Below are 12,619 nucleotides of genomic sequence, written 5' to 3' on the forward strand. Positions count from 1 at the left end.
ACTGGTGTGTAACTCTCGTAGCGACATAAACGATATAAAAAGAACTACGCTGGCTGCCTAGCGTTGCTGTTGCATGACCTCTGAGATCGAAAAGCCATTTTTCTGAAATAGATAGGTATAGCAAAGGTGGTGTGTTAGGCTGCGCGCAATCATTTCTACGTCAGTACTCACCATACTGATTGACCTAACACTAGGATTAATTTTGACTAACAACGATATTTTACGCCGTATTCGCTATACCTTTGATTTCAATGATGCCGCAATGATTGATATTTTTGCAGCAGCGGACCACACGGTAACTCGAGAACAAATCAGCTGTTGGTTAAAAAAAGAAGGCGATGAAGCCTATAGCGATCCTAGCGACACGGAGTTGGCGATCTTTTTAAATGGCTTGATCAATACCAAACGTGGTAAGCGTGACGGAGAGCAGCCTAAGCCAGAAAGTCGTTTGACCAACAATATGATCTTTATGAAACTGCGAATAGCACTTAACTTGAAAGCTGAAGATATTCTAGACATCCTAAAGCTCGTTGATTTCCGCCTTAGCAAACATGAACTGAGTGCGTTCTTCCGCAAACCAGACAACAAACATTACCGCGAGTGTAAAGACCAAATCTTGCGTAACTTTTTAATGGGTGTTCAACACCAACTTCGACCTGACGACCCAAACCTAGAAAGTGAATAACAGTAAGTCGCAAAACGCCTGGTCAAATATCAGGCGTTATTAGCACATAACTTTTCGTGGCTTTTTGAATCGCCCACACCTACTATTTTGTTTAATCACCGAAAATCATAAAACAAATCATGCCATTTAAAGATTTAGATCTGAGCACTGAGCTAACTGAAGCCATCACAAGCAAATTCAAGCAGCCGACAAAGATACAGGCTCAAACTGTGCCAATCGCACTTGCCAATAAGGATATTGTTGCCATTGCACAAACAGGCAGCGGTAAAACACTGGCATTCGGTTGGGCTCTCATAGAGCAGCTCTACCAGTCATCTTCAGCAAGACAGGCGGTGATTATCGCGCCTACCCGTGAACTGGCAACTCAGATACATCAATCAATCAAAGGCTTTTCTGACATCTATGGGCTGTCTCTATCGCTACTCACCGGCGGCGTGGACAAAGAGTCCCAGCTGTTAGAACTTAGTAAGCACCCTCAATTAATCGTTGCTACGCCGGGGCGGTTACTCGATCTTCTCAAAGGCGGCTTCATCCAAGCCGATCAAATCCAAACTGTGGTACTTGATGAAGCCGACCGCTTATTAGGAATGGGCTTTTGGCCAGACATTAAGAGTATTCTGTCGTTACTACCAACTAAGCGACAAACTTTAATGTTTTCCGCAACGCTACCCGACGAACTGGGATCACAGGTTTCTACCTTATTAACACAGCCCGTTGTGATTGAAACTAACAGCAAGAACACAGTTGTAGAACAGATCGAAGAGCGACTATATCTGGTAAACAAGGGCAGTAAAGTTAAAGCGTTAATACATCAGTTAGAGTTGAATCGTTGGCCACAAGCTTTAGTCTTTATCAGTGCGAAAGATAACGCTGATGCTTTGTGCAAAAAGCTCAATAAAGCGGGTATTGTTGCTGCGGCGCTTCATGGCAATAAACAGCAGGTAGAACGAACTCAGACCCTCGCCGATTTTCAACAAAACAAAGTTCGCGTTCTGGTGGCAACGGACGTATTAGCCAGGGGAGTTCACGTAGATAAGCTACCTGTGGTCATTAATATGGAACTGCCGTCGGATCCTTCCATCTATGTGCATCGTGTTGGCCGCACCGCTCGTGCTGGTGAAGAAGGCCTGGCAATTTCACTCGTATGCCATGGTGAAAGTGACTACTTACAAGCAATTAGAAACCTAACGCAACGAACTCTTTCTCTAAAGCAGCTTGAAGGTTTCCCTGTAACCGACCAACCATCAACAGGCCAGAGTAAGCGTCCAAAAAGAGACAAACAGGCAAACCGAAGAACAAGTAAGAAGAGCAGTATTAAGCAATTTAAGACGAAAGCCCCTCAGAGGTAACTTGGTCAGATTATGTCGGCGACAGATCTGACCTGGTGGGCCAAAGCACATTAGCCACGATGACTTTAACCGGGTCCTGGACACACCATCATTCAGAAGCTTAACTTAGTTCGCTCACGCATTTTGTTTAACCCGAGCAGTAATGAAATCAACTGCGGCCTTCACCTTAGGCGTTGAATAAGCCAGTTTTTGATAGAGCATGTATACACCAAGATCCTGATTCTGAGTAATACTTAATGGCTCATCAAAGTGGAGGATCTGCAGGTCTCCACTCTCAAAATAAGGCTGTAGTGCCCAGCGAGGCATCATGACAATACCATGCCCCTCAACCGCTTTACGTGCTAGCCATTTCCCGTTATTGCTCGTTAGTACACTTGGGCCTGATACTTCCTGCCACTGTCCTTGTATCTCACTTAGCCAAGGCGTGGGCCCAACAGGCGTTTTAAAATACAGTCCTTGATGATTAACGAGCTCTCTGGTGCTTGTTGGCCGCCCTTGCCTTTGCAAATATCCGGCGGATGCTGCCGCTACAAACCGATTGTCCATTAGATGAATGGCTACCACTCTCTCATCAGGAGCAAATCCACCACGAATTGCAATATCTACGTCGTCTCGCCCCAATTTAGAAAGCTCATCACTTAAAGAAACATCCAGCAAAATATCGGGGTATACTGTGGAAAACTCATCCAATATCGGGATCAGAATCTGTTCACCGAACCCCACCATCGAGCTTATTTTCAGGCGCCCAGTTGGCACGGTTTGGTAGTCCCTAACTGATTGATTATACTGTTCTAACTGATCTAACAACCCTGCTACCTGCTGCAAGTATTGTTGGCCGACTTCTGTTAGCGATACCGTTCGGGTGGTTCTAGTAAGCAGTTGTGCCCCAAGGCTTGCTTCAAGATCGGCGATCCTTCTCGAAATTGAAGACGCAGGCACGCCAAACTGCTTGGCAGCTACCGAAAAATTCCCGGCTTCAGCCGTGGCTACAAAGTACTTAAGCGCTCTTAATTGATCCATACACACCTAATTATTGTCAAAAAGACAATAGAGATTACCATTTAACTGTCTATATCTTACTAAATAAATAGGTAATATTGGAGACATCATTTAGATACACACATAACAAAACCAAGATTAAGGAAGTAAAGATGGCGCTCTACACTGAAGTTCTACTAGACCAACGCCCAGAGAATGGCGTAATTGGTGCTCACCTATTTAAAGCCGTACAAAAAGAGATCCCAGCCGCAGGCCCTGGGCAAATTTTGGTAAAACAAACGCACATGTCTCTTGATCCAGCGATGATTGGCTGGATGAGCCCGGACACCAACAGCTACATTCCTCGTGTCGAACTAGGCCAAACTATGCGCTCTAGTGGATTTGGCGAAATTATCGAATCTAATCACCCTGATTTTTCCGTGGGCGACAACGTTATGGGAATGATGGGCTGGACCGAGTACCTTGTCAGCAATGGCCAGGGATTGAACAAAGTACAACCTGGTGTAGACGCTGAAACGGCTCTAGCAGTATTTGCGCTTCCAGGATTGACCGCCACGCAAGGGCTGTACAATATCGGCAAACCGAAAGCAGGCGAAACGATCGTAGTGACTGGCGCAGCGGGATCTGTTGGGTCTATCGTTGGTCAATTAGCAAAGGCCGATGGTCTTCGCGTCATTGGGATTGTGGGCAGTGACGAGAAAGCCGATTGGATTGTCAATGAATTGGGCTTTGACGGCGCCATCAACTATAAATCAGACAACCTTGAACAACAACTTGCCGAATTAACACCAGATGGCATTGATGTGTTCTTTGAAAACACGGGCGGTCCGATACAGCATCATATCTTTAATCGCATGAACACCTTCGGCAGAATTGCGGTTTGTGGCATGATCGCTGATTACACAGCAGAAACACCAGCGCTTGGCCCAAACTGGATCAGACTGATCACTAAACGTATTACCGTTCAGGGCTTTGCAATGCCTGACCATTTTGGTGATGTACCTGCATTACTCGGTAAACTGACACCTTACGTTATGCAAGGAAAAATCCAATACCGTACACATATATTGAGCGGTTTGGAAAGCGCGATGACTGGCTTAAATTTGTTTTTGACTGGCGATAACAAAGGTAAGTTGATCGTCAAACTGTAAGACGTACAATTCTGGGTAGCAGAACCTTCCACTTTGCTACCCAGGCTCGAAGCCTACTATCTGTAAGAATCGCTTCGCACACATTCCAAATCACGTTAGACTTAGCCGCTCTTTATCGACTAAAGCTGGAAACTCTACGTGTCTTCAAACCTCACTGCCCGCTCTGTAATTGTTCTCGACTTCGAAACTACAGGTCTATCTCCTAATCAAGGCGACCGCGCCATTGAAATTGGTGCTGTTAAACTTGAAAACGGTATTGTCGTGGATCGTTTCCAACGCCTGATGAATCCAGGTTTTCGTGTTAGCGGCTTCATTGAAAGCTACACCGGAATATCTAATTCAATGCTAGCTGACGCTGATGATTGCGAAACGGTAATGTCCGAATTTTCAGACTTTATCCAGGGCAGTAACCTGGTCGCTCATAATGCGTCTTTCGATCAACGCTTCCTTGACGCAGAACTCGAAAAGATTAGTCGCAATTATGATGGCAGCTTCGCCTGTTCTTTGTTAGTTTCACGCCGCCTAACCCAAGACGCTCCCTCTCACAAGCTTGGTGAATTAGTGCAATACCATAACATCGATAACGACGGTGTTTTTCACCGTGCGTTAGCCGATGCTGAAGTCACCGCTTCTTTATGGCTTGTGTTACTAAATACGCTAGCGCGAGATTTTGGTATTACTGAACCCGATTTTGCACTTATGAAAAAAATCGCCAAGACGCCTAAAGCTTCGGTCGCTGCGACATTAAGAAAATTCTCTGATAAAACGTGTTAACAAGTAAAAAACACACAATATCCACCTTTCCAAGATACAGCTTCAGTCAAAGTTGAACGTTTTATCGATGGTCTACGTAAGCACTAAGTAACTCCTACAAGCATGGTGCATTACTTTTATGTCGGGAACGAAAACAGGCCTTTTGTGGTTTACCTGTGACTTACGCGTACAGGATAATCCGCTACTTGCTAAAGCGTCGCTTGAAGTCGATGCTTTGCTGTGTGTTTATGTTGTGCCTTCATTCAGTCGCTATCTAAAACACTACTCCCAGGAAAGTCAATTTAGTCAGGCTAGAATTCAATTTCTACAACAATCACTAGCAGATGTCTCCAACTCTCTTGCTAAGTTTGGACAACGTCTTTTTGTTATCGAAGGAACGCCTTTTGAGGTTTTGAAAGAGCTAATATCTCGTCAAAATATCACTCATTTGTACTGTGATGCGTTTGCCGGTTACGACGAACAATCAACTGTAGAGTGTCTCACCAAACGCTACAGTGAACTACATGTGATACAAATGAATACGCGAATGCTGTTTAACGAAGAACAGCTTCCCTTTGATATTCACCAGCTGCCTGCGACATTTACCCAGTTCAGAAAAAAAGTTGAAGAATTGAAGCTTGAGCATCAGTTTGCCTTAGTAAACCAACTCCCTCCAACACCCTCTATCGCTCGTATTCACGCACCTTTTCATGGCGCGACATCTTCTGGAAGCAACGTCTTTGTAGGCGGTGAGCATTCTGGTAATGCACACTGTAAGGACTATTTTTCCCATCGTTTTGCCAGTCATTACAAACAGACACGCAATGCTCTCGATGATCTCAGCGCCACAACCAGATTTTCTCCCTGGCTGGCATTGGGCTCGGTTTCGCCACAGCGCATTCTCTCACTACTCAAAAACTATGAAAATCAACATGGTGCCAACGACTCTACCTATTGGATTTATTTTGAACTCTTATGGCGCGAATATTTTTACTGGTATGCAAGAAAAGTTGGTTACAAACTTTTCCAATTGCGTGGCGTTAATCACTCACCACCTTTAACCAGTTTTTATGCGCAACATTTTAAGCAATGGGTTCACGGTACAACTGCTTATCCGATTGTTAACGCCTGCATGAAACAGTTGAGACAAACGGGTTACATCAGCAACCGAGGCAGACAACTGGTCGCCAGCTGCCTTGTCAACGAACTCTCTACAGATTGGCTATGGTGCGGCATATTTTGAATCTCAACTCATCGACTACGACACTGCCTCAAACTGGGGAAACTGGCAGTACATCGCCGGTGTTGGCCCTGATCCCAGAGGTGGACGACAATTCGATTTGGCTAAACAAACGCAACTCTATGATCCGGATTTGACCTTTATCACCAAGTGGCAAGGAAACGGCGGAGCACTTAACGAAGGTCATCACAATTTGTCTCGCTCGTCGGAATGCGTAACTCGCTCGCCTAAATCTATAAATAGTAATGACACACAAGGTGGACAGTCATGAAGTACACCACCATTCGGCTCATTTTAGGAGACCAACTTGATGGCAATCATTCTTGGTTTCAACAACCTGACAAATCGGTTCTCTATGTCATTGCGGAGTTACAACAAGAATCAACGTACGTTCGTCATCACATCCAAAAAATCTGTGCCTTTTTCGCAGCGATGAAAGCATTTGCTGACACACTAACAAGTCAGGGGCATCAGGTTCTTCACCTGACACTCAACGAGACCGAGCCATTTTCTGAGCTCTCCGAGCTTATTCAGCACCTAATAAACGCCCATCAAGCATCGCACTTCGAATATCAAAGGCCAGATGAATTTAGACTCGCTCAACAGCTGGCAGACTTAGAGCTGACCAACGCAACAACGAGCATGGCAGAAACAGAGCACTTTCTTCTCCCCTTTCAAGACATCCCTGACTATTTCGTCGCCAAGAAACACGTTGTTATGGAGCATTTCTATCGTAAGATGCGCCGCTTACACAACATATTGATGCAAGGAGACAAACCTGAAGGAGGGAAATGGAACTTCGACAAAAATAACCGACAGAAACTGAAACCTGACGACATTGAGCAGTTGCCCTCACCCTTACTGTTTTCTTTCGATACTTCAGAGATCTGTGCTCGTCTTGAGCGACATAACATAAAGACCATTGGTCATCTTAACGAGCCTCTTATTTGGCCTACTAACCGCTCTCAGAGTCTGGCTCTGCTTGCCCATTTTTGCCAAGTTTGTTTACCCAATTTCGGTCGTTTTCAAGATGCTATGACTAAAGAGCATCTAGCCAAGTGGAGCTTATACCATTGCAGGCTTTCCTTTTCGCTCAACACCAAGATGCTGCATCCACGAGAAGTTATCGACGCAGCAATTGCTGCCTTTAAGTCAAACTCAAGCATCGATATTGCGCAGTTAGAGGGCTTTGTCAGGCAACTACTTGGTTGGCGCGAGTATATTCGTGGTGTTTATTGGGCGAACATGCCCCATTATCAAGATCTCAACGTACTGAAGGCGAACCAAAACATGCCCGACTTTTTCTGGACTGGTAAGTCCAAGATGACATGTTTAAATCAGGCCATCTCCCAATCCCTCGATCATGCTTATGCCCACCACATACAACGCTTAATGATAACCGGGAACTTCAGCTTGCTTACCGAGTTAGACCCTCAACAGGTGGAACAGTGGTACTTGGGTATCTATATCGACGCCATTGAATGGGTAGAAATGCCAAACACACGAGGAATGGCGCTTTTCGCAGATGGCGGTATTGTCGGCACAAAACCGTATGCGGCCAGCGCTTCTTATGTGAACAAAATGAGCGACTATTGTAAGGGTTGCCACTACGACCACAAGAAAAGAACAGGCGAAAATGCGTGCCCCTTTAATAGTTTATATTGGCGTTTCATGGTTAAACATAGAGAAAGGCTATGGCAAAACCCTCGCGTGAGAATGATCTACGGTTCATGGGATAATATGGATGAAGCAGAGCAGCATTCCATACTCGAGACTGCCAATCATTATTTCAGGCACGTCAATTCATTATGATTTGAATAAAAAACAAACCTTGTCCGATCCAGCGAACGACTCGGTGCTACAGTTAATAACACATTCATTGCATGAAATGGTCGTGCTATGCTGGATTGAGCCTACTTACCTTATTAGATGATATCACTACAGTGATAGATGACGTCGCTATACTGTCGAAAGTCGCTGGCATTGTTAAACTTGATGATCTTGGTTTTTTCCTTGAAAAACGATCCATTGGAAAAGGTGTACTATTTACATTAGTGGTAGGCTTCAATTGAATGAGACCTTATGCCGTAACTATACTGATTCTGCAGGTTTCTTCTTTCTTGTTATCTGATACCACATGGGGATCATGAATATCGAATTGCTCAACGCATTTGTCACGCTAGCAAAATATCAAAACTACCGAGAAGCCGCTGATGCTCTCGCGGTCACTCAATCAACGCTGACAGAGCAAATTTATCGATTAGAAAGCGATGTCGGAGCAACACTATTTGATCGCAATCGTACTGGTGCAAAACTGTCGATCGTCGGTGAGTGTTTATTGCCCGAAGCCAAACGGGTTCTAGAAAGTTCCCAGCAATTCCATCAATTGTCCGAACAGGTCGCCGCTGGTCTATCCGGTTATCTACATATCGGATTTGGGGTATCTACCTTCGGGGTTGCCCCAAGCCACATTGCAAGGTTTAAACAAAGCACCGAAGACGTCCACATCACTCTCAACGATCTTCCTACACAGACCCAAATAGAGCAACTTGTGTCCGGAGATTTGCACCTCGCTTACATACCCCTACCTGTACCACCACCATTGACTTCTATACCCATTAAAGAAGAAACCTTATGTATCGCCGTACACAAGGAGCATTTAGGTAAGTCGCCAGATATTATTGTACGCTCATTGCCATATTTGGCTCTGAACCCTGACAGAGGGCAAGGTTTCCAACGTCAAATCGACAAAGCCGCACTCGAACTCAAATTGCAACCAAAAGCAAGCCAGTATGCCGATGACCTTTTGACCTTGCTGTCACAGGTAAGAGCAAATATGGGGTTCACCATTGTACCATTAAGCGCTCGCAGCCTTGGTGACGAAAATACGCTTTTCCTCCCTCTAGAGGGAAAACACTGTCATTGGCAAGTTGGTTTGACTTGGAATCCTAAAATTAAAAACCCAGCAAGGGAGCGTTATCTTGCCATGCTGAGACATCAAACTTAATTTGCCAATAAGTTCACTAATACCACTGACATATAAGCTCATATTCCCTTTTCATTGCTGACTCTAGTGCATCAAAAAATTGTCCTATCTTCGCCTTAAATCATCACTCCCCCTTGCCTACCAATTTGGTTGCTATTCAATAAAAATTCTTTGTCATTAGGACAATTATTTTTCATTTTACTCTTTGGTGGCCAAGCCTCATATTTGCGCCGAAATTTGCATACTCACTTGTTTTGCTTTTCCTTTCACAACCGGAGGCTTCGTCGTGGAAAACGCTATTCAACACCCAACTCAAGCTGGTTTTAAAGTGCCTGTTGTGGCTTTGGCACTCTATGCTATAGCATCCGGCTATTTAATGAGCCTAATTCCCTTAGTGCTTAGTGAGTATGGGATTGAAAGTCGCTATGCTAGCTGGTTAGCAAGCGCGTTTTATGCCGGACTTTTGTTTGGGGCGTTTTTTATTGAATCACTAGTCAAACATATTGGTCATCGTTTCGCGTTTATCCTTTGTCTTTCGCTATTTGTTGTTACCATCGTTGTACTTCCACTTTTCACCCATGCATGGTTTTGGTTAGTGGCACGTTTCATAGCAGGTATTGCTGTTGCGGGCGTTTTTGTCATCGTTGAATCCTGGCTGATGACCGGCGACGAGAAGGGCCGTGCAAAAAGACTAGGTCTATATATGGGTGCACTGTATGGCGGGGCTGCGCTTGGGCAACTTTTTATTGGGGTTGTCGGTACAGAAGGTCACCTACCATTTTTGACGATTTTATTGATGCTATTTTCAGCCATAGCGGTGTTGGCCTTTATTCCGACTCGTCAACCTGAAAGTGCGCACTCACAGGCATTGTCACTAAAGCAAATTTCTAAGCTCAGTCACGCTGCGATCATCGGCTGCATCGTTTCGGGTCTAACATTGGGTGCTATATATGGCCTGCTGCCAGTTGAACTGCAAAACCGAAACATTTCCCAATCGCAGTTAAGCGCGTTGATGGCGTTAGTTATTTTGGGTGGTATGGCGGTTCAACCCATAGTGCCGGTTTTCGCCAAGTATGCCGGCAGAACACTACTAATGGGGCTCTTTTGTTTGCTGGGTGTCTTTGCCATTGGTTTGATTATTCTGAGCAACGAATTAACCGTTCTCGCTGGGAGTTTATTTCTGATTGGAATGGCGACATTTGCCTTATACCCGATTGCGATTAATTTGGGATGTGAAAAACTCGACGAAAGTTACATCATTTCTGCAACTCAAGTGATGTTACTTTGCTACAGCCTAGGTTCAGTCTCTGGTCCGATCCTAGCTGATAACTTCATGACTGATAGTCAGGGCCTTATGAGCTACTTATTTGCGACTTTAATGGCAACGGCAATCTACATGTTGCTATCTAGCATTAAAGGTCATAAACAGCTTATGGCTGGTGAATGATCAACCAAGTCAAAACATACTAATGAGGCCGTGACTTGAGTGGTACTGCCTCATTGCACCTGGAATCACCGTTTCGCTTCACTTTAATCGTTTCTGGTGGTTCTATAGGGCTTTTCGCGTATAGCGCGACGTCTTTCGTCTGCTTGTCGTAAAGACATACGAGCGCGACCGATGAACCGGAATCGTTGGATTCACCGAAAACAATCGCTACGCCATACTTCTCACTGCCAAAAGGATCGACAGTCACATTTGCAGCGCGCACGTAGCTTTCAGCCGCTGTTAGGCACTTACTTTCCACATCATTGCGAAACTCCTCCCATGCTTCAGGTGATGATGCATGAGCGCAAGCAACCACCAGCAACATCAGTGCAAAAATGACGTGTTTCATGGCAAATATACCCACTTCTCAAACATCGCCGCTTGCCCCTGATATTGCCCTTGCTCGTCAAATAGATCCCAAATTATCGCATTGTCAATGCGAAAGCGGCGGCCCGTGGATGAAATCCTGACACCAGAATAGTTATCGATATACCCGTGTTCACTGACTTGCTTTAACAACTGCTCACGTTGTAGTTGTTCAGCTGGTTCAGCCGACAATTTGGAAGGTAGTCTTAATAATTCATCGATAGGGAATTCAAAGAGTGTGATTGCATTCTGGTTGGCAAAGTTAAATATTGGCTCCTGTTCATTGCCGTGAGACAGCAATACAAATGGCGCATGCCACAGTTTCTCTACGAGTGTTTCATCGCCCTGGGTGTTTTCCACCAACTTACGATCAAAAAGGCGTGCGTAATTATTACAGATGAGTTTGGCTTGCTCTAATGTTAATGATGACAGTGGTGTTGACAGTGGTGTTGACATGATTACACCACTCCGGCTAAAGGTTTCAAATCCACACTATCGGGGAATACGGCTTCGACCTGTGGCTGGGTCGCGCCCATATGCTCAATAAGGACACCTTTCAATATCGACCTAATATCCATCGTTGCGGCGAGATCTCGCTCTTGATACAAGGACTCTTTAGACAAGCCGGGCCAATTTGCTGTGACTTTCGACTGATTGAGTGCACCGCCAAACAATAAAAGCGCATTGCCCGTGCCGTGGTCGGTTCCTTTTGTGCCATTTTCTTTTGCCGTTCGACCAAACTCACTGGCAGCAATCACTATAGTCTCGCTCCAGCGCTCACCAAGAGATTGTTGCAAAGCTAACAGGCCCTTGTCTAACTGGCGCAATTTACTGGCTAAACGCCCCTGCACACTGCCTTGCCCCGAGTGAGTATCGAAGCCACTTAACTCTAGAACCGCCACATTTGGTCCCTCTGGGGTACTGAGAAACTTCCCGGCCTGCGACATTAGATTATTAAAATGTTTGCTTTGGGAGGATGAACTCGCCATCGCATCGACTGCCATGGCGGAGTCAAAATTTTCGCCCAATTCAGCATCCGACTGAAACAACTCGCGAAGTAACTCCGCTTGTTTTTGCTTAGCTCTCAACTTGTGAGGATACCAACTGCTCACACCTTGCTGCCCTCTCACAATTAACGGGATCCCTGAATCTATTGCTATTGCCTGGTTGTGTTGACTCAGTGACAGATAGCGATTTAGCCAACCTTCCATTGCCATGGGATCCAGCGTCCCATTCTCTAATACTTTTTGCCCATCAAAATGAGACCTTTCTCGATAGCCGGTCGCGCAAGCGTGAATAAAGCTGGCCTGGCCTTTTTTATAGAGTTCATAGCCATGTTGTAACGCGGGGTGAAGTCCAAAGAACTCGTCCAGTTGATTCACCTCAGCCAAAGATAAACCTATATTTGGCCGCAAACCGGCATAATCTTTGTCCCCATAAGGAACCACGACATTCAATCCATCCATCGCGCCTCTTAAAGTGATCCAGACCAGAGGCTTGCTTGATAACGAGGAGCGAGCCAGTGACAACGATGGGAAAACTGAAATTAAAGATCCAAAAGCCAGACCTTGTAAAACTTCTCTTCTGGTAATCATTAGTCCCAC

General features: G+C 45.2%; 11 protein-coding genes and 1 pseudogene. 8 read left to right on the top strand and 4 right to left on the bottom strand.

What is annotated here, in order from left to right; all coding sequences use genetic code 11:
• Positions 1-202: 202 nt before the first annotated feature.
• The gene (locus tag LNL84_RS07945) at positions 203-685 is read left to right on the top strand and encodes a YehS family protein (RefSeq protein WP_244356674.1); all 483 of its coding nucleotides are present in this window, start codon (positions 203-205) and stop codon (positions 683-685) included.
• Positions 686-804: 119 nt separating this feature from the next.
• Entirely contained in the window at positions 805-2,034 is a 1,230-nt protein-coding gene (locus tag LNL84_RS07950; RefSeq protein WP_244356676.1) for a DEAD/DEAH box helicase, read from the top strand.
• A gap of 114 nt (positions 2,035-2,148) precedes the next feature.
• On the opposite strand, the gene LNL84_RS07955 is transcribed toward LNL84_RS07950, so the two are convergent.
• The gene (locus LNL84_RS07955; protein ID WP_244356678.1) at positions 2,149-3,054 is read right to left on the bottom strand and encodes a LysR family transcriptional regulator; all 906 of its coding nucleotides are present in this window, start codon (positions 3,052-3,054) and stop codon (positions 2,149-2,151) included.
• Between the two features lie 131 nt (positions 3,055-3,185).
• Here LNL84_RS07955 and LNL84_RS07960 point away from each other — a divergent pair, with 131 nt between their 5' ends.
• The 6 genes and pseudogenes from LNL84_RS07960 to LNL84_RS07985 all read left to right on the top strand — a co-directional run bounded on the left by LNL84_RS07960 (position 3,186) and on the right by LNL84_RS07985 (position 10,610).
• On the top strand, positions 3,186-4,184 hold the full coding sequence (locus tag LNL84_RS07960) for an NADP-dependent oxidoreductase (RefSeq protein ID WP_244356680.1): 999 nt from the start codon (positions 3,186-3,188) through the stop codon (positions 4,182-4,184).
• Positions 4,185-4,322: 138 nt separating this feature from the next.
• The gene (locus LNL84_RS07965; protein ID WP_244356682.1) at positions 4,323-4,958 is read left to right on the top strand and encodes a 3'-5' exonuclease; all 636 of its coding nucleotides are present in this window, start codon (positions 4,323-4,325) and stop codon (positions 4,956-4,958) included.
• 118 nt (positions 4,959-5,076) lie between these two features.
• Positions 5,077-6,448: pseudogene (locus LNL84_RS07970) on the top strand (DASH family cryptochrome).
• Complete coding sequence (locus LNL84_RS07975) at positions 6,445-7,989, top strand: cryptochrome/photolyase family protein (RefSeq protein ID WP_244356684.1); 1,545 nt, start codon at positions 6,445-6,447, stop codon at positions 7,987-7,989. The pseudogene LNL84_RS07970 and the gene LNL84_RS07975 overlap by 4 nt, the downstream one beginning before the upstream one ends.
• Positions 7,990-8,323: 334 nt before the next feature.
• The gene (locus tag LNL84_RS07980) at positions 8,324-9,184 is read left to right on the top strand and encodes a LysR family transcriptional regulator (RefSeq protein WP_244356686.1); all 861 of its coding nucleotides are present in this window, start codon (positions 8,324-8,326) and stop codon (positions 9,182-9,184) included.
• Positions 9,185-9,449: 265 nt separating this feature from the next.
• The gene (locus LNL84_RS07985) at positions 9,450-10,610 is read left to right on the top strand and encodes an MFS transporter (RefSeq protein WP_244356688.1); all 1,161 of its coding nucleotides are present in this window, start codon (positions 9,450-9,452) and stop codon (positions 10,608-10,610) included.
• Between the two features lie 19 nt (positions 10,611-10,629).
• On the opposite strand, the gene LNL84_RS07990 is transcribed toward LNL84_RS07985, so the two are convergent.
• From LNL84_RS07990 to LNL84_RS08000, 3 genes are read right to left on the bottom strand one after another with little or no spacing between them, the layout of a single operon-like run.
• The gene (locus tag LNL84_RS07990) at positions 10,630-10,998 is read right to left on the bottom strand and encodes a hypothetical protein (RefSeq protein WP_244356690.1); all 369 of its coding nucleotides are present in this window, start codon (positions 10,996-10,998) and stop codon (positions 10,630-10,632) included.
• Positions 10,995-11,471, bottom strand: coding sequence for an MEKHLA domain-containing protein (locus tag LNL84_RS07995; protein WP_244356692.1), 477 nt, complete (start codon positions 11,469-11,471; stop codon positions 10,995-10,997). Before LNL84_RS07995 ends, LNL84_RS07990 begins: the two co-directional genes overlap by 4 nt.
• 2 nt (positions 11,472-11,473) lie before the next feature.
• Positions 11,474-12,610, bottom strand: coding sequence for a DUF1501 domain-containing protein (locus LNL84_RS08000; RefSeq protein WP_244356694.1), 1,137 nt, complete (start codon positions 12,608-12,610; stop codon positions 11,474-11,476).
• Positions 12,611-12,619 lie beyond the last annotated feature (9 nt).

It is taken from the genome of Vibrio gelatinilyticus (assembly GCF_022836845.1).
GTDB lineage: Bacteria > Pseudomonadota > Gammaproteobacteria > Enterobacterales > Vibrionaceae > Vibrio > Vibrio gelatinilyticus.